The organism is Streptomyces sp. NPDC044061 (assembly GCF_056434305.1).
In genome coordinates, this window is record NZ_JBWKFL010000005.1 from 91,706 (window position 1) to 112,510 (window position 20,805).

General features: G+C 72.0%; 16 protein-coding genes. 8 read left to right on the forward strand and 8 right to left on the reverse strand.

The features are described 5' to 3' along the window. Positions 1–509 precede the first annotated feature (509 nt). Together AC07CM_RS09870 and AC07CM_RS09875 are read right to left on the reverse strand one after the other, a co-directional pair. A complete protein-coding gene (locus tag AC07CM_RS09870; RefSeq protein ID WP_478876124.1) occupies positions 510–1,547 on the reverse strand; it encodes an alpha/beta hydrolase in 1,038 nt (345 codons plus the stop codon). A 162-nt stretch (positions 1,548–1,709) separates the two neighbouring features. Beyond that, positions 1,710–2,078, reverse strand: coding sequence for a hypothetical protein (locus tag AC07CM_RS09875; RefSeq protein ID WP_478875835.1), 369 nt, complete (start codon positions 2,076–2,078; stop codon positions 1,710–1,712). Between the two features lie 255 nt (positions 2,079–2,333). Between AC07CM_RS09875 and AC07CM_RS09880 the strand changes: the two genes are divergently transcribed. Then, positions 2,334–3,524 (forward strand): DUF4185 domain-containing protein, encoded by a 1,191-nt coding sequence (locus AC07CM_RS09880; protein WP_478875836.1) that lies wholly within the window; start codon positions 2,334–2,336, stop codon positions 3,522–3,524. A gap of 191 nt (positions 3,525–3,715) precedes the next feature. Here the strand turns inward: AC07CM_RS09880 and AC07CM_RS09885 are convergent, their stop codons facing one another. Continuing rightward, entirely contained in the window at positions 3,716–6,022 is a 2,307-nt protein-coding gene (locus AC07CM_RS09885; protein ID WP_478875837.1) for a helix-turn-helix domain-containing protein, read from the reverse strand. A gap of 184 nt (positions 6,023–6,206) precedes the next feature. On the opposite strand from AC07CM_RS09885, the gene AC07CM_RS09890 reads away from it, so the two are divergent. From AC07CM_RS09890 to AC07CM_RS09910, 5 genes are all read left to right on the forward strand, one after another. Beyond that, complete coding sequence (locus tag AC07CM_RS09890) at positions 6,207–7,289, forward strand: AfsR/SARP family transcriptional regulator (protein WP_478875838.1); 1,083 nt, start codon at positions 6,207–6,209, stop codon at positions 7,287–7,289. Beyond that, positions 7,286–7,984 carry a DUF6585 family protein gene (locus AC07CM_RS09895; protein ID WP_478875839.1) on the forward strand — a complete coding sequence of 233 codons (699 nt, stop codon included), beginning with the start codon at positions 7,286–7,288 and terminating at the stop codon, positions 7,982–7,984. The genes AC07CM_RS09890 and AC07CM_RS09895 overlap by 4 nt, the downstream gene beginning before the upstream one ends. A gap of 103 nt (positions 7,985–8,087) precedes the next feature. Continuing rightward, positions 8,088–8,315, forward strand: a complete 228-nt coding sequence (locus AC07CM_RS09900; RefSeq protein ID WP_478875840.1) for a hypothetical protein — start codon at positions 8,088–8,090, stop codon at positions 8,313–8,315. A 223-nt stretch (positions 8,316–8,538) separates the two neighbouring features. Beyond that, entirely contained in the window at positions 8,539–8,961 is a 423-nt protein-coding gene (locus AC07CM_RS09905; protein ID WP_478875841.1) for a hypothetical protein, read from the forward strand. Positions 8,962–8,965: 4 nt separating this feature from the next. Then, positions 8,966–9,853 carry a hypothetical protein gene (locus tag AC07CM_RS09910; RefSeq protein ID WP_478875842.1) on the forward strand — a complete coding sequence of 296 codons (888 nt, stop codon included), beginning with the start codon at positions 8,966–8,968 and terminating at the stop codon, positions 9,851–9,853. Between the two features lie 117 nt (positions 9,854–9,970). Here AC07CM_RS09910 and AC07CM_RS09915 read toward each other — a convergent pair whose 3' ends face one another. Continuing rightward, the gene (locus AC07CM_RS09915; protein ID WP_478875843.1) at positions 9,971–11,101 is read right to left on the reverse strand and encodes a saccharopine dehydrogenase NADP-binding domain-containing protein; all 1,131 of its coding nucleotides are present in this window, start codon (positions 11,099–11,101) and stop codon (positions 9,971–9,973) included. A 41-nt stretch (positions 11,102–11,142) separates the two neighbouring features. Here AC07CM_RS09915 and AC07CM_RS09920 point away from each other — a divergent pair, with 41 nt between their 5' ends. Together AC07CM_RS09920 and AC07CM_RS09925 are read left to right on the forward strand one after the other, a co-directional pair. After that, the gene (locus AC07CM_RS09920) at positions 11,143–11,586 is read left to right on the forward strand and encodes a hypothetical protein (protein WP_478875844.1); all 444 of its coding nucleotides are present in this window, start codon (positions 11,143–11,145) and stop codon (positions 11,584–11,586) included. 126 nt (positions 11,587–11,712) lie between these two features. Further along, the gene (locus AC07CM_RS09925; protein ID WP_478875845.1) at positions 11,713–12,213 is read left to right on the forward strand and encodes a hypothetical protein; all 501 of its coding nucleotides are present in this window, start codon (positions 11,713–11,715) and stop codon (positions 12,211–12,213) included. Positions 12,214–12,254: 41 nt separating this feature from the next. Here the strand turns inward: AC07CM_RS09925 and AC07CM_RS09930 are convergent, their stop codons facing one another. The 4 genes from AC07CM_RS09930 to AC07CM_RS09945 form a co-directional block, all read right to left on the reverse strand. After that, positions 12,255–14,441: a bifunctional serine/threonine-protein kinase/ABC transporter substrate-binding protein gene (locus tag AC07CM_RS09930; RefSeq protein WP_478875846.1), complete on the reverse strand. Its 2,187-nt coding sequence runs from the start codon at positions 14,439–14,441 to the stop codon at positions 12,255–12,257. A 10-nt stretch (positions 14,442–14,451) separates the two neighbouring features. Then, positions 14,452–16,695 carry a bifunctional serine/threonine-protein kinase/ABC transporter substrate-binding protein gene (locus AC07CM_RS09935; RefSeq protein ID WP_478875847.1) on the reverse strand — a complete coding sequence of 748 codons (2,244 nt, stop codon included), beginning with the start codon at positions 16,693–16,695 and terminating at the stop codon, positions 14,452–14,454. Next, on the reverse strand, positions 16,695–17,273 hold the full coding sequence (locus AC07CM_RS09940; protein WP_478875848.1) for a hypothetical protein: 579 nt from the start codon (positions 17,271–17,273) through the stop codon (positions 16,695–16,697). Before AC07CM_RS09940 ends, AC07CM_RS09935 begins: the two co-directional genes overlap by 1 nt. Positions 17,274–17,762: 489 nt before the next feature. After that, complete coding sequence (locus AC07CM_RS09945) at positions 17,763–20,639, reverse strand: AAA family ATPase (RefSeq protein WP_478875849.1); 2,877 nt, start codon at positions 20,637–20,639, stop codon at positions 17,763–17,765. Positions 20,640–20,805 lie beyond the last annotated feature (166 nt).

A 20,805-nucleotide genomic window follows, 5' to 3' on the forward strand; every position in this document is an offset into this window, starting at 1 on the left:
GACCGCCCGACTCGCCGAGCGCGTGGGGAACATCCCGCTGTACGCCGCGGTCCTCGGCTGACCGGCCACCGCCGAGGAGTGCTTGGGCAACCTGGCCGGGGCGACGGAACTCCACGACCGGGCACTCGCGGCGGTCGGCGAACGGTCCGGCACCAGGCCGGCGGCCGAGATCCGCAACCGGCTGGGCCGGCACCACGCAGCGACGGAAGAGCTCACCCAGGCGCGCGACCGGATCGAGCGGGCCCTCGCCGGCTTCCGCACCGAGCCCCGGGAACTCGCCCGTACCCTCGACGGCCTGCACCGCCGCGCGCAACGGGGCCCGCGGCGGTTCCAGCCTCACGAAGAAGCCGACCGTGTCGAACCGCACCCGCCACCGCCTGTCCGACGACGTGGGCATTCCCCCGAGCCGGATGCTGCGGACGCACCAGGCGATCCTCCGACACGCGGCGGCGGGTGTCACAGTCTGCTCGGCCAGGACGGTGCCACCCACCCCCGGCCGTTCTGGACGGTCAGGAGGCGAAGGCCCTTTCCAGCCTGGGGATCAGGTCCCGGAGATCCTGTTCCCAGCAGCCGCCGTTGTGGCCGCCGTTGCATTGGGTGCCCCAGGCGGAACCGTCCCCGTAGTCGACGTAGTGGTAGGACATGCCGAGCGCGTCCATGCTGTCCTTGGCGTGCTTGGCCGCGCCTTCGAGCCAGAACTCCGGTTCGAGGGGTGAGCCGCCTCCGTTGCCCACATAGACGGAGACGCCGACTCCGGCGAGTTTGTCCATGTGCGCTGCCGGGTCGACCTCGTTCCATCGCCAGTCGGCGTTGAACACCGGGTAGGGCGAGCCGAAGAGAGCGTCGCTGTCCACGCCGGGCTTGTAGGGGGAGTTGTCGGGGTCGCAGGCTCCGGACGACGAGCCGCAGATCGCGCCCAGCGCATCGGTGACGGAGGCGACGGCGGCCAGCCGCAGGTCCATGGACTTGGCGGACAGATCGATGTCTCCCGACAGGGATGCGGTCTGGCTGAACAGGTCGGGACGGACCTGGGCGTAGTGGAAGGCGCCGAACCCGCCCATGGAGACACCGGCGATGGCCCGGGCCTTCTTGGTGGGAATGGTCCGCAGGTTCGCGTCGATGAACGGGATCACCTGCTTGAGGTGGAAGTTCTCCCAGTTCTGGGCACCGAGCTGAGTCTTCTGGTTGAGCCAGTTGGCATACCAGCCCCGAGCGCCGCCGTCCGGAATGACGGTGATCATCGAGTCCGACATGGTCAGCGCCGGATAGGTCTGCTGGATCGGGTCGTCAGGTGAGCCGTGCAGGAAGTACAGCACCGGGTAGCGTCGGTCCGGGTCGGTGTAATAGCCGCTCGGCAGAATGATTTTGATGTGGTGCTTTCCCGTGACCTCGGGCGTGGTCACGGTGATGGTGAAGTTGGCGGGACCTCCCACGGCCGTGTCCACCTGGGTCAGGCCGAATCCGTTCGCCATCGGTGGCGGCGCGGTGCCGTCAGCGGCCTGTGCCGGACCGGTCGGCAGCATGACCATGGCCACGGCGGCGACCATCCATGCCGCCACCGGTCGCCATTTTTTCGATGTCCTTGCCACAGCGTGTCCCCTCGTGAGTTTGTCGTTGTGCGGCGCGAGATGTGTCGGGAAGCGGTGAGGCTCCGATGGAGGAGCACGCCGGAGACCGTCATTCGCGCTCCCGCGTGCTCACCGTCGATCTCACTTCAGGACCTTGACCACGTCCGGTTCGCCGTCGACCTGGCCGGGCGTGATCACGTTCAGCACGCCGAGTTCGCTGATCGAGCCGTGGATCGGGATCTGCTCACCGCTGCGGGTGACCTCCTGGATGTCGGAGAGCGGCGTGTTCAGCGGAATGCCCGCCTTGCGCAGCGCGAGAACCGCTCCGTGCCATCGAGCCGTCCACCCCCTGTGGTAGCGGCCTGTGTTCGAACGTGGCCACGCTAGCGAGAACCGATGAAATCTCGATGATGCCGCCGTGCCTGAGGGTGTCATTGCCCCCCGGGGCGAATGCCCGGCCTGTGTACCGGGCGGCGCAGCCGCCCTCCTTCTGTCCCCGGCCTGCTCCACGGTGACCCTCTCTCCTCACCGCACCACCGCATCCGGGCGCTGAGCCGGGATTTCATCGACTTTTCAGCGCTCCTCGCCAGGATGAACGTGCCGCCGTGGCCGCTCGACCGTTACCGGAGCCGTGCCGCAGCGGGCGCCCCGTGATGCCCGGTGCCGGCCGAGCGTGAGACACAACACCCGGCACAGCGCTCGCGGACTGCATCCCCCGACTCGACACCGCGTTCGCCACGGTGAGCCGACCCTGGAGGGCCGACCATGTCCAACCCCGCACACCCCGACCGCCTCTCGCTCACCCGCAGATCGCTGATGAGGGCCGGCGCGGGCGTCGCTCTGACCGCCGGCGCGCTGGGCAGCTCGATTGCCGCCGCTCCCCGCGCCGCCGCGGCCCAGCGCGGCACCCCCCTGTGCGAACAGCCCGGCGACTCGGCGAGCTCGCAGGGGCTGGGATCGGGGGATCTCGCCATCCCCTACTACCGGGAGCACGACAGCACCTGGGGCTATGTCTTCGGTGACTCCTTCACCGAACCAGGGTTGCGGGGCGACTACCTCGGCTCCCCGGTCATGCTGAACCAGGCCGACTTCGACGCCTCCGGCGCGACGCCGATCTCGTTCACCTGGGCCATGCCCACGGGAGGCGCCGCCCGGCAGCTCTTCGACTACCGGCACAACGCCGACAACGGGCACGGTTTCGAGGTCAGCCGCATCCCCAACGACTGCATCGAGTTCGGCGGCCGCACGTACATCCAGTACACCTCCGTGGAGGTCTGGCAGCCGCCCGCGGGCTACGACGGCTCGCGGATGTCCGGCGTCGCCTACTCCGACGACCACGGCGTGACCTGGTACGACTACCCTTACCACTGGGCGGGTGACACCCAGGGGGTGAACCAGTCCCTGTACGGAATGTGGTCGTTCGCGGGCATCGACCCCGACGGCTGGCTGTACATCTTCTCCAAACGCTGGAACGGCAGCCACCGCAACACCGGTGACGGCGGGGCGATCCAGCTCTTCCGCATCCGGCCGGAGGAGTTCCGCGCAGGCAACTTCGGAGCCCAGGAGAACTGGGCCCACCTCGACGGCCGTTGGCAGTGGACCCGGGCAGTCCAGCCTTCGATCATCCTGTCCGGGAACAACATCGGAGAGTTCTCGGTGAAGCGCATCGGCGGCACGTACTGCATGAGCTACTTCGACGTCACCGACTACTCGATCTGCACCCGCACCGCTGCCCGGCCCGATGCGGTGTGGAGCGCGCCGAAACCGCAGATCGTCGGCGACGCCGCCTGGCCGCCCAACCACTGGGGCAAACCCCAACTCCCCCTCCTCTACGGCGGATACATCCACCCGGGCAGCGCCGGCCCCAACTCCCTGACCTTGATCGTGTCGCAGTGGAACGGGCAGCCCGACCAGTCGCCCTACCGCGTACTGCAGTACGACGGCATCAACCCGTAGTCCGCGTTCCGCGATCCCCCTTCGGCACACATCCCCGGCACAGGAGGAACTGATGAGCGGCGTCGGCTTACGACGTGCAAGACCGGGCAGCACAGCCCTGCTCGCCCTCACGATCCTGACCCTGACCGCACTGAGCGGCAGCCCGGCGGGCGCAGCGTCGAAATCGCGCTGAAGCCCGACCCCGAGGCGGCTCATCGTCGTCGGTGGGCCTGGGCGAGGCGGCTTTGCAGACGAGCGTGGCGGAACTGGTAGACCGCACCGGCCTGGCGCAGGACGCCGCGCTGGTAGGCGTCGTCGAGGAAGGTGGCGACGGCCCAGGGGAGGCGTCCGGTCAACGGCAGCCAGAGGCGGGAGAGTACGCACCACTGGCCCCAGGCGGTCAGACTCAGGGTGTAGCCGAGGGCGCCGCCCAGGCCACTGATGGTGCCGAGCATGAGGCTGGCCGTGGGGTCGACGACGAGTCGGCCCAGGTGCCCCTGCAGCAGGTCGACCACCACCCCGATCCCGAGTCCGACCGCTGCGCCGAAAACGGGCGTCCAGACGGCCAGTTGAGTGATCACCGCCCGCCGGTCGGCAGTCAGGACGCTGCGCGGGCTGACGGCGGAGACGATGTCGAGGGGGGTTTCGAGGAGGCCGAGGAGGCAGAAGGTGAGTCCGGCACCGCCGCCGAAGACCAGGCTGTAGACGATCCCGTCGACGAGCCCGAGGTACAGCGCGTCGGACAGGCCGACCTTCCAGCCGTACCCGTGCACCAGGCCGACCGCGAATCCGTAGGCGAAGCCGAAGAGCGCTCCGCCCAGCGTGCCGATCACCAGTCGGGGGCCGGCCGTCCACGTGGTGGTCTCCGGCCGGCCGCGGATCTGCAGGCGTACGGCGGACGGTCTGATGTCCTTGCCTGTGACCGTGTACGTGAGCCAGTGCACGAGCCCGAACAGGAAGCCGGCCAGGAGCCCGACAATCGTGCCGTCCAGGAGACCGCCGGCGGGCGAGCCGTAGACGCAGGTGGCGATGGTGCCGTCGACGAGTCCGATGACCAGTGCGGTGGTGAGGGCGGTGACCAGGGTGCGGGTGGAGTCGCGCAGGCCGTCGCCGAGCCGCCACCAGGCCAGGTCGGGGGTTTTGCGCTCCGTCAGGTGGTGGGCGAGGTAGCCGAGCCATCGCTGGACGCGGTCCGGCTCCCAGCCGCGTGAACCCGGGCGGGGCCGGTGGCGGTAGACCGTGGGGAGGAAGTTGTCGAGCAGGTGCTCCTCCAACTCCTCCGCGGTGCCGAACAGTTCGGTGTCGAGCAGGGAGGCCGGATCGTGGTCCGGAGTGTCGCTGTAGACGGTACGGGCGAGCGCGACCATCAGCGGAGTCGACAGGACCGTGGCGAGCGGGGCCACCGGCCCGTCCGGTGACGGCTCGCGCAGCTTCTTCATCACGGAGTCCCACGCGCCCGCCGCGGGGTCCGTGCGGTCGGTCTTGCGGGTGGTTCGGGGCAGGTAGTGGTCCAGGTCGTCGAGGGTGAGGTCGGTGAGTTCGATCGGCGCGGCGGAGGTCAGCACGTCGGTCTCGTCGACCGCGGCGGCGTACTCTGCGGGGCGGCTGGTGAGCAGGAGGGGCAGAGTGGTGGCGTTGAGGGCTTCGAGTGCGGGGCGGCGCAGCCCGTCGGCCATCTCGTCGAAGCCGTCCAGCACCGGCAGTACGCGGCCCGAGTCGACCAGCGCGGACGCCAGGCTCACCCTGCCGGGTCCCAGGGCGGCCGTACCGGGGTGGTCGCGCGTCAGCTGCTCGGTCAGCCAGTCGCGCAGGGTGATGGTGGTGGGGTCCCAGGCACCGATGCTGAAGATGACCGGAACGGGCTCCGCGGGCGTCCGTGACTTCAGGTGGTCGAGGACGAAGCGCAGGGTCAGGATCGTCTTCCCGGATCCGGACCTGCCGAGAACCACCAACCGCCCGGAGGGGATGTTCCGGTAGGTCTCGGCGATTTCCTCCAACCGGCCGCTCAGGTCCAGGGGATCGCCCGCGGCTCCCGGCGGGAGGCGGCGGATGTTGGCCCAGTGGTCGGTGAGTGTCCCGCAGGCGGCCTTCCAGCGGACCGGCAGCGGATAGGGATCCTGGATCCGCCGTTGTTCCTCCTCGCGCTGCCAGCGGGCCGCCACCGCCTTCGCGAGTTGTTCCGCCGCGTCCGTCAGCGCGTTCTGTGCCGCAGACGGCGGCTGTTGCGCGGCAGGCGCCTCGAACGCCGCATCGTCCGGCCCCGGCTCGCCCGGCGCGCCCGCGCCGCCGCCCGGGTGCCCCGGGACGGCGGCGCCCAATAACTCCTCACGGTCCTCGCTCTGCAGGGCGAGCGCGTCGGCGAGGCGCTGCACCGTGGTCATCCGGGGGTTGCTGCGCTTGCCGGTCTCCAGACCGCGGATGGTGCTCACGCTGATCCCGGAACGACGCTCCAGCTCGTCCTGGGTCAGCCCCGCCTTCTCGCGCAGCCGTCGCAGGACCGTGCCGAACTCACTGGCCACAAGTCACGGCCCCTCCCCCTTGAGTTGTGCGTCTTTCCGCAGGTGGGGACTGTAGCGCGGTCACCGGTCACATATGACCTCCTGAATGCTCTGTCCACATTTCCTGCACGGCGGCCAGCCTCGACGGCATCGACGTGATCGACCGGGCGAGTGGATCGGCCGGTCCTGAGAACGGGGAGTGTGCATGCCGACGACGACCGCAGCCCAGGGCAGCCCGGGCGTCACGGTCCTCACCGCCGAGGAACGCGAGGTGCTCCACGCGCTCGGATGCGGCCTGGGGGACGCCGAGATCGCCGACGTCCTGGCCCTGCCCGAGCAGGTGGTGGCCGAGCGGCTCGGCCGTGTCCTGGGGAAGCTGGGGCTGCGCGACCGGGCCGCCGCCATCGTGCACGCCTTCGACTGCGGTCTGGTCGTGCCGGGACAGGGCCCGCGCGGGCCGGTGCCGGTGCCGGGGACAGCCGTCGGGCGGCGGCCGGACTCCGAACCCGGCCCCAAGCTCCGGCTGTCGCTGCTCGGACCGCTGCGGACGGGGCTCGCGGGGCGGCCCGTCGACGTCGGCCCCGTACGGCAGCAGGCGGTGCTGGCGGCGCTGGCGCTGAGTCCGGGCCGCTCCGTCAGCCGGCGGCAGCTGCTGGAGAACGTGTGGGGGAGGGAGATGCCGGACGGGAACGTCGTACCGGTCTACGTGTACCGGCTGCGCAAGGCCCTGCGTCTCGGAGAGCGTCCGGACTCGGTGATCCGGCGCGACCGGTACGGATACGGACTGGCCCGCGGTGTGGCCGAGGTGGACGTGCTGTGCATGGAGGACCTCGTCACCCGGTCCGGAGAGGCCGCACGTGCCGGCGACCTGTCCGAGGCCGTGCGGCTGTGCGCCCGGGCGCTGGAGCTGTTCCGCGGTGAGCCGTTGGCCGGACTGCCCGGGCCGTTCGCCGAGTCGGAGCGGCTGCGGCTCACCCGGCGCAGGGTCGCCCTGGCGCAGCGGAAGGCGGACTGGCAGCTGAGGCTGGGCCGGCACGCCGAGGCGATCACCGGGCTGTCCGCCCTTGCCCTGGAGGAGCCGCTGAACGAACCGGTCGCCGCGATGCTGATGCACGCGCTGCGGCGCGACGGCCGGCGGGCCGAGGCTCTGGCCGTCTTCGACCGCGCCGTCCGGCGCCTGGCCGACGACCTGGGGGTGGTACCGGGTGACGTGCTGTTGCAGGCACGGCGGGCGGCCCTGCGCGGGGACGACGCCGGCACCGGTCGGGTTCGGGCGGGCGCGGCGTGAGCGGGGGAGCCGCTCACCGTGGGCGCGACGAGGAACTGCTGCTGGCGCGGATCTCCGCGGCCGCCGGCCGGGCGGGTCTCGGCAGGCGACGCGCCACCCATCGGGCGCTGCCCACGGAGTCCGGCCCCCGGCGGGCGGTCATCGTGGGCGTGCGGCGCCCGCAGCCGACCGGTGGCAGGTCGGTCACGCGGGCGGGCGCACGGCTGGACCTGTACGAGCACGGGATGACGGCTGCCGTCGGCAAGCGGATCCATGTCATCCGCTTCGACTCCACGGTGGTGCGCCGACGCAGGGTGCTGTCGTCGCGGGGCATCACCCGCGCCCTGGTGCTCGTCGACGTCGACGGCGAACGGATCGTGCTGCGCAGCGGTGACTTCGACCGTCCGGAGGAGTGGTGGCCCGGGATCCGCCGGGCCGTCGTCGACGCGCAGGTGCCACGGGCCTTGGCCGCGCTGCACCAGGGAGCACGGCTGGCCTTCGGCCCTGTATGGATCACCAGGGACGAAGTCGGCTCCGGAGGGACTGCCCTGCGATGGGCGCAGGTCCAGCGGATCGAGATGCTCAACGGTTTCGTCGCCGTCCGCGCCACCGGCCGCTGGCAGGTGTGGGTCACTGTCGCGTCCGGGATCCCGAACCTCTGCGTGTTCCACGCCCTCACCGAGCACCTCGCCGGCGCCGAGCGGGACGACGACTGACATACGGCCCCTTGCTTCACGGGGTTTTCAGCGGGTGCTCCCGGCGTCCGAAGGACGTGACGGGCGGCCACATGCGATCCACCGAATCCAGAAGGAGACAGTCATGGCCGACAACTACCGATACCGGTGCGGTGAGTGCGGGCACCGCACCGCCTGGGGGAGCGAATCCCAGGGGGCGGGGGCGATCGAGGCGCACTACGGCCGAAGCCATCCGGATGTAGTTCCCGGCGGGATGGTCGAGTTCCGCAAGGGATCGTCTTCCGGCGGCTCCGGATGTCTGATCGCCCTGGGCATCCTGGTCCTCCTCCTGATCATCGCCTCCCGGCACTGACCGCGCCGACTGCACGGACGACGGCCGGACAAGGAGGAGCGCAGCTTCAGTGCCGTCGGCGGTCGGCCCCGACCTCCCCTGAGCAGGGCCGGTGTGACCCGCTCGCTCGCCCGAGCGGGCCCGCGCCCGTCTCCCGCTCCGGAACTCCCGGGCCGTGGGACGTCCTTCGCCTCGGGCGATGCACACGGCGACCGGCACATCGAGCAGACACAAGGAGTACGCAATGGAATCGGAACTGGCGGCACTGGTGCACCTGGCCGCGTCGACTGTGGTCGGCGGAATGGCCACAGCCGGGTGGGAGAGCGCGCAGCGGGCGATGGGCGAGCTGTGGCGCCGGGTGTACCCCGAGCGGGCGGCCACGGTGCTGGCCGAACTGGGCGAGGCGCGCGCCGAAGTGCTCGTCGCCCGGCGGAACGGCGACGAGCTGGCCGAGCGGGAACTCGTCGGCGAATGGCAGACGCGGCTGCGCAGGCTGCTGGCCGCCGACCCGGAGATGCTGCCGGAACTCCGTCGAATGATCGACGAGTTGCTGCCCATGGCCGAAGCGGCGGAACCGCCCGCCGGCAGTCCCCGGTTGACCGCGCACGCGTCGGGGCGGTCACGCGTCACCATGGCCGGGCGGGACATCAACATCACCAAGGGGTGATCGTTTGAACTCCGGAGAGACCCAGGGCGGCTCCGGCCAGGAGGGCGCCGACGGTGGTGGGACTCGCATCAGCGCACGAGCGGACGGCCGGTCCAAGATCACAGTGGCCGGCCGTGACATCAACAGCACCTACTTCGTCAGCGCCTCGTCGGCGGCGCTCGCCGCCCTGGTGGGCCTCGTGCTCCTCCTCGGTGTGTGGCAGCCGTGGCAGGAGACGGCCGCGACCGGCAAACGGAACCGCGCGGGGACCGTGATCGGGTCGGAGCCCTCCGGTGGGGCCTCCGCGACGACCACACCGCACCGGGAGCCGACGTCCGACGGAGAGGACGACGAGGAGCCGGAGGACCCGGAGACCTCACCCAGTCCCACCCCCAGCGACTCGCCGACCCCCGACCCGCCGGATCCGGTCGACGTGGCGTTCGCGTCGGTCGGCGTCGGCACCTGCCTCGATGTGTACGACGGCGGCTGGGGCAAACTGAACCGCGAGCGGCCGGTCGCCGTCGACTGCGGTGCCGGTTTCGCCTTCTCGAAGGTGACCATGGTGACGACGTTCGCCTCGAACTGCCCCGGGGGCGCGGGCCGATGGGGCTGGGGTCACGTCAACGACGACGGATCGTCCACGGCCTTGTGCCTGGACCGAGTGTTCGCCGTGGGGCAGTGCTTTCCCGCGACACTGAGCAGGCAGGCCGACGGCTCCCTCCACGGCGAGGGACGGCTGTTCAGCGTCTGGGGCTGTGACCGGACGCAGGTGCCGCGCGGTCAAAACGCGATCATGGTGATCACGGCGGTGCTGAACGGCGGCAACTGCCCCGAGCGCACCGACAGGCCGGCGCTCTCGTGGCCGGTCTTCAACGGCGCGGCCACAGTCTGCACCGTGAAGACGACGAAGTGACCCGCCTGAGGACCACGTCCACCAGGTCTTGGAGCGCTTGTCGGCGACGACTTCCGATCGACCGGACAGCGGAAGCACGACGCATACGGACACGGGAAGGGACGGCCTGACGGTTCGTCACTCCGCCCAGGGGCGCCAGCCGTCCTCGTCGTCGCTCCGCCACAGGCTGATCCCGCGGTCGCGCAGCGCCGCACACAGCTCGTGCGGTGCCAGCCAGGAATGGAGCGGGACGAGGCCGGCGGTGCGAAGCCGGCCCGCCAGCAGGTGGTCGACGGCGATGCCGGCGAGCAGTGAGGGAATGCGACCGCCGTCCTGCCGGGCCGTCATGCCCAGTCGGCGGGTGACCGGCAGCCCGCCGCACTGCCCCCTCACGGTGACCGTGAAGCCGCCTGCCTCGTCGCCGGCCCGGCCGACGAGCCACGACACCGCGCGCACCAGCGGGGTCCAGCGCCGGGTGGCGCGGGGCCGCCCGGTGCGGGCCCGCAGTGCGGCGAAGAGGCCCAGAGCCCGGTTGACGACGGTGAATTCGGTACCGGCCTTGAAAGCGATCGTGCGGGCATCGCACAGTTCGGCCAGGACGTCCAGGTCGGCCATCTCGTACACCTGGTGCACCAGCCGTCTGCCGACCGGCGGCGGGAACACCGTCCATTCGGGCTCGGACCAGCCGTGCACCACGGTGGGTACGCCCCCGCGAGGGGCGCTGAACGGGAGCCCCGCGCCGTGCATCATCGCCTCGAACATCGCCGGGCCGCGGTGCCGCCGGGTGTCGGGAGCGGCACAGCACAGGACGCCGTCGACACGGTCCATGCCGTGTGCGAGGTCGTGGACGATCAGTGCCTGGAGGCCCGGTACGACGGACGCCCCGGTGAGGACGGGAGCCGTCGCCGAGCGGGCCACCGTCGCCGCCGCGCGCAGAAAGCCGCGGTCCTCGCAGATGTCCACGTACGGAACCCCGGCGGTCACCGCCGCCCGCAGCGGCCCCAGCGGGTGGCTGCCGGCACCGTCCATGGCCTGGAACGGACCCGCGCAGTGCACGACCGCGACCGCGTCACCCAGGAGTTCGCCCAGCCGCTCCGGGTCGTCGCGCTGGCCGGCGACCCAGCGGACCCGGTCGGAGGCGAAGGCGGGATGTGGCGGTCTGCGAGAGACGACGGTGACGCGGACGTCGGGCCGGCGCAGCAGATCGGCGACGACGTACCGGCCGTAGAAGCCGCTGCCCCCGACCACAACGATGTTCGATTCCCCCATGCGGCGGCATGCTACCGGTACATGGACACGACAATAGGGTCGTGTTCCCATCAAGTGAGACTTCTCCCGTTCCCCGTGAGGGACTGCACCGACGGGTCTTCGCGGCGGCCGGCGTCTACAACATCGTCTGGGGCTGCTACGCGGCCGTCGACCCGCAATGGCTGTTCCGGTTCGCCGGCATGCCCCCGCAGAACCACCCGCAGATCTTCATGACCCTCGGCATGGTGCTCGGCCTGTACGGGCTTCTCTATCTGGACGTGGCCCTCCGCCCCGCCGAAGGCTTCGCCGTCGCGGCGGTCGGCCTGGCCGGCAAGGTCCTCGGACCGCTCGGCTGGCTGTGGCCGGCCCTCACCGGCGAGTGGCCCCTGGCCTCCGGCGTCATCCTCCTCACCAACGATCTGATCTGGTGGATCCCCTTCGCGCTGTACCTGCACGACTGCCTGCCGCAGTGGCGGGCCCGGTACCTGGTCGCGGGGCGGCGGTAGTCCTTCGTCAGCAGTACTTCCTCGTGGCGTCACAGGGTTGTTCCGGGTGGTGCGACCCGGCGGTACGCCGCCGCGGCGGCCCGAGAATCGGAGGTGGACCGGATCAGGGGGGAAGGAGCGGGAGCCGTGGCCGCAGAGGTGTCGGGGACCTTCGAGTACAGGATCACGCACGTCGTCAGCAAGGAGGGCGGTCACAACCACACGCGGACGACCGCCCTCACCAACGAGGACGGGGGACGTCTGGAGCGCTTCGACGAACGCAGGAACGAGGCCCACGCGACGTGCGACCACTGCGGCGCTCAACTCCTGGTGGCGCTCCCGTCGTTCGCCGAAGTGCGCGGTGAGCGCCGCAGGCACGGGTTGCTGTGGAAGGTGTACGCCCTGGCGACGGTCCTCGGCGGCTACGGTTTCCTCCACGTGACCCGCACCGCGACGGGCCCGGGATACGGGCCCGGCGTCGCCTTCGGCGTGAGCGTGGCCGCGACGCTCTTCTTCGCGTACCGCACGCTGATCAGCGGACTGCTCTCGCGCAGCAACGGGGGTCCTGACGTCACTCGCGTCGACTGCCGGGAACGCGGAGACGTCCGGCACGGCTGGACCTGCGTGACCGCGGCCGAGGATGCGTGACGCGGTCGGGCGGTCCGGCCGTCTCCCGTCCCCGCACCGGCTCAGGCCGTGGCGTCCTCGTACTGGCCGAGATAGCGGAAGCGGCCGCCGGACGCCTGGAAGAGGTACAGCGCCTTCACGGTGTAGCCGGTGCTCGACGACGTGTAGCGCAGTCTCTTGGTGATCCCGCGGTAGTCGATGTCGCGCAGCCGTCCCACGATCGCGCCGCGTGCCGCGCGGGACGCGCCCGGCGTCGTCATCGCGCGGCCCACGAAGAGCGCCGCGTCGTAGGCCTCGGCGGAGTACCACGGCGGCGCGGTGCCGAAGCGTTCGCGGTAGGCGGCGACGAAGGACTTCGCGGCCGTCACACGCGTCGGATCCAGGAAGGCGGTGGCGAAGACCCATCCCTCGGCGGCGTCGCCCGCCGAGGTGAGGAAGCGGGGGTCGAGAGCGCGCTCGGTCGCCAGTCGCGCACCCGAGTAGCCGGCCCCGCGCAGCGCGACCGCCAGTTTCGCGGCGCGCGCATGTCCACCGGCGAACACCACCGCGTCCGCTTTCGCGTCGGTCACCGACTCGGCGAGGGCGCGGAAGTCGTCGGCGGTGTCGTCCTCGGCGGCGAGGGTACGCCGGGTCGTCGCGTTCCGCCCGGAGCGCATGGCATCACTGACCGACGCACAGATGTTCCAGCTGAAGTCTCCCTCGAACGCGTCGTCGATCAACAGCGTCCTGCGGGCCCGTGCGGTGCGAACGAGGTACGCGACCAGGGGCGCCGCCAGGTTGCGGTCGGGGGGCCGGGTGGCCGCGTACGTCCGGTACTTGAAGGACGACACCCCTTCGAGCCCGACCGATACGGAGACCAGGGGCAGCAGAGCCTTCTGGTATTCGGCGAGGACGGCCTCGGCACAGGCGTCGGTGGTCGGCCCGATCACCGCGCGGACCCGGCCGTCGGCCGCGATCTGCCGTGCGATCCGTCGTGCCCGGGTCGGGCTGCCCGCGTCGTCGTGCACCTGGAGCGCGAGGTCGAAGCCGCGGCCGGTACGGGAGTTGAGATGGTCGAAGGCGAGCCGGACACCGTCCTCCTGGGCGAGTCCTGCCGCCTTGTGTCCTCCGGTCAGATCGGCGTGCAGCGCGACCACCATGCGCGGAGGCCGGGCGCCGCCGCCCCGCGTCGATGCGCGACCGGGACGGTCCGTCGTCCACCAGGCCGTCGTCGCGCCCGCCGCCAGGACCCCGGCGGCCGAGCCCAGCACCAGGAAGCGGCGTCGCGTGGCGCTCTTCGGCGGCTCCTCCGAGCCGGGCACGGTGTCGATGCCGGGCGGTGCGCCGGACACCTCGGTGGCCTCGACGGCGGGCAGGGCGAGAGCGGCGGTCGAACGGCGCGCGATCAGCCGGGTGGACGACTGGGGCAACCAGCCCCCGCCCTCGCTGTCCCGGTCGTCAGGCTCCGGCCCGTCCAGGGTTCGCCGGATCTCGGCCACGGGGGGCCGGGAGCCCGGCTCCTTCGCCAGACAGTTCCGCAGCAACGGCAGCAGTGGCGCCGGTACGCCGTCCAGGTCCGGTTCGTCGTGGACCGTACGCACCAGCGCCTCGGCCGCGGAACCCCGGCCGAAGGGGCGTTCGCCCGTTGCGGCGAACGCCAGCAGACAGCCGAGCGAGAAGACGTCGCTGGCCGGGCCGATCTCCCGACCCCGTCCCTGGGCCTGCTCGGGGGAGAGGAATCCGGGAGAGCCGACCACCATCCCGGTGGCGGTGAGCGCGGTGTCCTCCGGCATCCGGGCGATACCGAAGTCGATCATCCGCGGTCCGTCGACCGCGAGCAGCACATTGCCCGGCTTGACGTCCCGGTGCACCAGACCTGCCCCGTGCACGGCCTCCAGCGCCTCGGCGAGGCGGGCCCCCAGGAACCGCACCGAGCGGTGCGGCAGCGGCCCGTACTCCTCGACCGCCTCCGCCAGTGAGGGGCCCGGCACGAACGCCGTGGCGAGCCAAGGAGACTCCGCGTCCGGGTCCGCGTCGAGCAGCGGTACGACCCAGGGGCTGGCGACCAGGCCCGCCGTCTCCACCTCACGGCGGAAACGGGCCCGGAATCCCGGATCGTCCGCGTGCGCGGCGCGGATGACCTTCAACGCGGCCAGTGAGCCAGTGCCGGAGCGAGCCAGGTACACCACGCCCATGCCGCCCGCGCCCAGCCGGCGCAGCAGCCGGTAGCCCGCGATCCCGGCCGGGTCGGCGCCGCGCAACGGCTCCATCAGCGCCCCATCAGGTGGACACCTGGAACGACGCCGCGCCCTGGTACCGGAACCGGCCGCCGTCGATCTTCCACAGGTAGACGCCGCGGCCGTCGATGACCAGTGCCCCGGTCTTCTGGTCGAAGGCGAGGTTCTTGGTGATCCCCTTGTACGAGGCCCCGCGCAGCGCCGTCGTCAGGCTCTGCCGGGTCACGCGCCCGGCGGACGGCGATCTGAGGGTCTGCACGATCAACCGGGCCACGTCGTACGCCTCGACGGCATACCGCTCCGGCTCGGCGTCGAAACGCCTGCGGTACGCGGTCGCGAACGTCTTGGCCTCGGGGGCGGTGGAGGCGTCCATGACGGGGGCGACGATCACCCAGCCGTGGGCCGCATCCCCGGCGGCGGACAGGAACCGGGGGTCGAGCACGCCCTGGGCGGCGGCTCGCGCGCCCGCGAAGTGGCGATGCGTCAATTCCCGGGCCAGCAGCGCGGCGCGGTCGTGATAGCCGGCGAAGACCACGGAGTCCGCTCCGCCGTCGAGCAGGGCGTCGAGCGTCGGTCCGAAGTCCCTGCGCAACGCGCTGACCACCTTGGGGACGACCGGCTGCCGGTCCTGGTGAAGCATGCGGGAGAGCGAGCTGCTGATCTCCCAGGCGTACGCGTCCGCCGCCCGGTCGTCGACGATTCCGATCGTGTGCGACTTCGCGGTGCCGTGCAGATAGGCGCGGAGATAGAACGGCAGGATCGTGTCCGTCACGCGGGCGTGGAGGAAGGACCGGCTGCCCATCACCCCCAGCGCGGTGGCGCCGGGCGACACCGCGATGAGGGGCAGCGACGCGGTGTCGTAGGTCGTCAGCGAGGCCAGGGCGGTGTCGTCCGTGGTGGGACCGATCACGGCCAGCACGGAAGGGTCGGCGACCAGTCGCTTGGCCACCGCCGGGGCCCTGGCCGGAACACCGCCGTCGTCCACCGTCCGCACGGCGAGCGTGAACGGCCTGTCGCCACGGGAGTTGAACTCGTCGACCGCGAGCCGCAGTCCCCGCTCCTGAGCCCGGCCGACCGCCCTGTGGTCACCGCTCAGATCGGCGTGCAGGCCGATCGTGTGGACGGGCCCGTTCGCCGTCGGGGCGGCGGTGGAGCCGTTCTTCTTTCCGTCACGGGAGAGCGCGGCCCATGCGGCCAGACCGCCTCCGGCTGCGACGGCCATCGCTCCCCCGGTGAGGATCAGGAGACGGCGTCTGCCGACGGCACGTCCCGCTGGCTGTGCGTCCGCGTCGTCCGCGGCGGTGGTGTCGGCGGACTCGGAGGCGATCTCGGTGTCATCGACGGCGGGCAGCCCGAGCCCTGCGGCCGACCGTTCGGCGATGAGCCGGATCAACGGCTCGGGCAACCAGTCCTCGTCAGCGGGTGCCTGGTCCTGCCGCGCCGAAGGACGTACCGCCCGGAGGATCTCCCGCGGGTCGGCGGGCTCGGTGGCCGCGAGGGCCTGCGACAACGCCTCCGCAGTGGGCCGCTGCCGCGGGTCCTTCTCCAGACAGCCGCGCACCGCTTCGGCGAGTTCCTGCGGCACATCCTCCAGATCCGGGGTGTCGTGCACCGTGCGGTACAGCAGCGCGTCGAGTGACCCGGTACCGAAGGGAGGGCGGCCGGTGGCCGCGTGGGTCAGCACGCAGCCCAGCGAGAAGACGTCGCCGGCCGGGCCCACCTCCCGCCCGCCCTGGGCCTGTTCCGGTGCCAGGAAGCCGGGGGTGCCGACCACGACACCGGTCGACGTGAGAGCGGTGTCCCGCAGATCGCGGGCCACGCCGAAGTCGATCAGCCGGGGGCCGTCCAGGGCCAGCAGCACATTGCCGGGCTTGACGTCCCGGTGCACGAGACCGACCGCGTGGAGGTCGCGCAGCGCCTGGGCGAGCCGGGCGCCCAGCACCCGCACGCTCCGTACGGGCAGCGGCCCGTGCGCGGCGACGGCCTCGCCCAGCGAGGGCCCCGGCACGAAGACGGTGGCCAGCCAGGGCGACGCTGCCTCGGGGTCCGCGTCCACCAGAGACGCCACCCAAGGGCTCGTCATCCGGCGGGCCGTCTCCGCCTCGCGCCGGAAACGCTCCCGGAATCCGGCGTCCTCGGCGTACTCGGCCTGGATCACCTTCAGCGCGACCAGTGCACCGCCGGCCGAGCGGGCCAGGTACACCACACCCATGCCACCCGCGCCGAGCCGCCCGAGCAGCCGATGGCCCGCCAGCCGGGAGGGGTCCGAGGTACGCAGCGGCTCCATCACTTCTCCTTCAGCCGCTGCTGGACGCGCACCAGCATCTGACCCAGGGCGGTGCTGCCCAGTTCCTTGAGTTCTTCCTGAGTGTGCCCCCTTCCGCCCGTCACGGAGACGGCCACGACGACCGTGCCCAGCCGGGCGACCATCCACAGGTACGGCTGGGCGGCGCCGCTCTTCCCGACGTACTGACCGGCCTCCAGGATGGAGTCGTCGGCGTAGTCCTGCTCGCGGGCGCCGAAGGGGGTGCCGAGGGAGTTCAGACCCGTGATCCGCTCGTCGGCCCGGGGCCGTTGCTCCGGGCAGCGCAGGACTTCCTCCAGGGTGGTGCTCAGTTGTTCGTCGGCGCCGAGGACGGAGGAGTGCGTGGTGGCCGCGGCCGTCACCTTGACGGCACCTTTCCCTCCGCCGGCGGGCAGCCGGCCGTAGCGGGACAGACTGGCCAGTACGCCTCGGGGGAGCTTCGGCCGCTCCCAGCGGCAGTTGTCGTCCAGCACCGCCCAGGTGCCCGGGGTGCTCTCGGCCGGGTCCTGAGCGACGAAGCGCCGGCCCCAGTCGCCCGGAGCGAACACCACGGAGTCCACCAGGTCCTGCCCGCCCTTCGAGGTCCTCGGGACGAGGTCGGCGTCCGGTCTGAAGGCGGGCCCGGCGGAAGAGCCGCCCGACGAGGGCGCCGCTGCTTCAGACGTCGCGGTGTGCGTGGGAGACCCCGTTCGAGGCGAGGAGCCGCCGTCCGCCCCCTGTGCCGAACACCCGGCCAGCAGACTCCCCGCCACCACGAGCGCCACCCAACTTCCCCCCACACCTCGGGTGTTGCCTTCCACGCATTCCCCTCTGCCACCGCTTCAGCCGTCCGACTGCCGACCGTAGACGGCCGCACGGGAAGAGACCTCAGTGGAAACACGTAACCCTCTACGTGCTTCGCCGCGTCCCAGGTGCCTCGCGCCGCCGGGTAGACCCGGCCGTGCTGTACGCGTCGTGGCTCACCACAGTCGCGGTCGCCGTTGTGGTGATCCCTGCGCCACAGCTTCAGGCGGCCGGGTCCGTGCCGACGCCTGATCACCGGACGTCGCTCAGGATCCGGCTCCCAGCCCGACGCGGGTCATGAGTCCGGCCAGGGCCGCGCGGGACGGCACCGACGCCTTGCGGTAGATCGAGGACAGGTGGGTCTCGACGGTGCGTCGGCTGAGGTGGAGCCGAGCCGCGATGTCCTGGTTGCTCAGCCCTCGCGCCACGAGCTCCGCCACCTCCAGCTCACGGGCCGTCAGCTCCGCGAGCTGCGCGGGCACCGTCGGCGTCTCCTCCGTCACCTGGGGACGGATCAGTTCGGCGAGGTCCACCAGCAGGCGTGCGCCGCCGCCGACGGCGATCCGGTGCGCCCGGCGCCACATGGCGGCGGCACGCGCCCCCTGCCCCGTGCGCCGCGCCAAGGGCGCCGCCCGCAGCAGGGAGTACGCCTCCCACAGGGACTGGCCGCAGCGGACGTATTCCTGTGCCGCCGCGTCGAGGAGCCGTACGGCCCTGGCGGTCTCGCCGTTGTGCTCGGCCAGCGTGGCCTGGGCGCGCAGGGCGGCGGCGCGCTGACCGTCGAGGCCGAGCCGGTCGGCCTCGACGGTCGCCTGGGCGACCCAGCGGCCGGCCGCGTCGACGTCACCCGCGGCGAGGGCCGCGGCCGCGAGGGTGTCGAGCTGCCCCGGACGGATCGAGGGTTGCAGCAGCGGCAGTTCAGCGCCGCCGCCTGCCGTCGTGATGGCCTCCTGCGCGCGGTGGGGGTCTCCGCTCGCGTACGTCGCGTGCCCGAGCATGCACCAGGCCAGGGACGACCACCAGCCCCTGCTCCGGCCCGCCGCGGCGACGGCCTCCTCGCCGGTGGACAGGGCGCTGCCGTCCCCCAGCGGACGCACCAGCAACAGCACCAGTGTCTTGATGGCCAGGGTGAAGCCCAGGAGTTCGTCGCTGCCCGCGGCCCGGGCGATGGACTCCGCCTCCTCGGCGGCCTCCAGCGCGGACGGCAGCCGGCAGGTGGTGAGGTGGACGAAGGCCTGGCTCGTCAACAGGTGAGGCAACACGTGGAGTTGTCCGGTACGGCGGGCGATGCGGAGCCCGCGGGTGATGTGCCGCTCGGCGTCGCCGTAGCGCTCCAGCAGCGTTTCCGCCCAGGCCAGCCAGACCAGCGCCTCGCACAGATCCGCGAGACCGGGATCGGTCAGCGCGTCCGCGAGTGAACCGGCGGCATCGGCGAAACGAGCCGCCGCCTCCGTCTCCCCCTCGTACGCCTCGCCCAGGGCTGCCAGGGCCAGCGCCGCCGCCTCGCCGGTCGGATGGTCGTGGGAACGTGCGACGGCGACAGCCTGCGCGACGTCCTCGCGTGCCTCCGGATAGGACGCGGTGAGCAGGGCGGACATCCCGAGAGCCAGTCGCAGGGAGACCGCCTGGGTGGGGGACGGGCCCGGATCGCGGGACAGCTCCCGGCGCAGCAGGGCGGTGGCCTCGGGGGAATGGCCGAGGTGCCGCTCCATCACCGCACACCGGGCGACGGCCTGCGTACGCAGTTCGGGATGGTCCTTGCCGGCCTTCTCGATCAGGATGTGCAGCAGGTCCCGGCTCTCCTGGAGGCTCCCGCTGACGCCCAGCGCGCGGGCGCGGGCCAGGACCAGTTCGCCGCGTTGTCCGAAACGGTCGGAGCTGTCCGGCATATGAGTGAGGACCACGTCCAGCAGATGGGCGGCCGTGGCCGGCGCGGTCGCCGCGAACCCTGTGGCGGCATCGACGAGCACCTGTGCGGCCTGGGGGTCCCAGCCGGTCAGCGACCGTTCGACGTGGCGAGCCCGCTCGATGGCGGGAGCGCCGCCACGGGCCAGTTCGCGCGCGGCACGGCGGTGGACCTCGGCCCGCCACCCCGGCGCGGTTCGTTCGTAGACCAGGGCCCGGAGCAGGGGATGGCGCAGCGCCCACGGGCCGCCCGGCCCGGCGCGCAGCAGATCGCGTACCACCAGAGCACCGGTCTCGTTCTCGACGTCCTCGGGGGACAGCCCGGTCGCCACGGTCAGCATGGCAGGCGTCGCGTGGTCGCCGAGTGCCGCCACCGCCTCGACGAGCCGGCGCTGCGGCCCGGTGAGCGTGGCCAACTCGTCGAGCAGCAGCGCGGCGAGCCCAGCGGGCAGGCCGGCCGGGTCCACGGCGTCGCCGAGTCCGTCGGGCGTGAGGCCGTGCGGTGACGCTTCCGTGCGGTGGGCGTGCACCAGGGCGAACAGATACAGGGGGTTGCCCTCGCCGGCGGCGTGCAGCCGCTTGGCCCGGTCCTCGGGAACGTCGGGAGCCAGTGCCAGGACGGATTCCTGCTCGGAGAACGGCTCCAGGGCGAGCTGGAGCACGGCTCCGCCCGCTGCGCCGCGCGTCAGCGCCGCGGTCAGGGGGGTCGGCGTCTGCCGGACCCGCCGGGCCACCACCAGGAGCACGCGTCCGCGCGCAGGGTGCCGGATCAGGTGGTCCACGAGCTCGCGGGAGGCGGGATCCGCCCAGTGCAGGTCGTCCAGGGCCAGCACCAGTCCCTGCTCGCTCAGGTGCGTCAGGGAAGCGGCGATCGCACGATGCAGCCCGAACCGGGCGGAGGTGCCGTCGGCGGATCCGTCGCCCAGCCCCTTCCGGATGCCGCACAGCACCGAGTGCGCTTCGGCCAGGGCGGGGCCGGCGTCCGGTGGGCCGGCGTCGGCCAACGCGTCGGTGAACAGCTGGTAGGGGACGTGCTGTTCGTACTCCGTGGCCCGGCCGCGCAGTACGGTGAACCCGGTTGTGCGGGCCCGCGCGCACACTTCGTCGAGCAACTTGCTCTTCCCGATGCCGGGTTCACCGACGATGTCGACGACCTTCGGCAGGTCCGACCGGTCCAGGCCCGCAAGCAGGGCGTCCAGCCGCGCGAGTTCCGACGACCTGCCCACCAGTCCTGCCACGCTGTCGCCCCCCGGCCCGGCGGGTGACCCGCTCACCCGCGTCGATCTTCGTTCCCCACAGCTCACCTTAAGGGGCCGCACAGCCGGCACCAGGTGCCCGGGCGCGGATGCGCCGCAGGGCGGAGCAAGAAGGGTGCGCCGCCCAGCCTCTCGCCTAGAGTCGGCT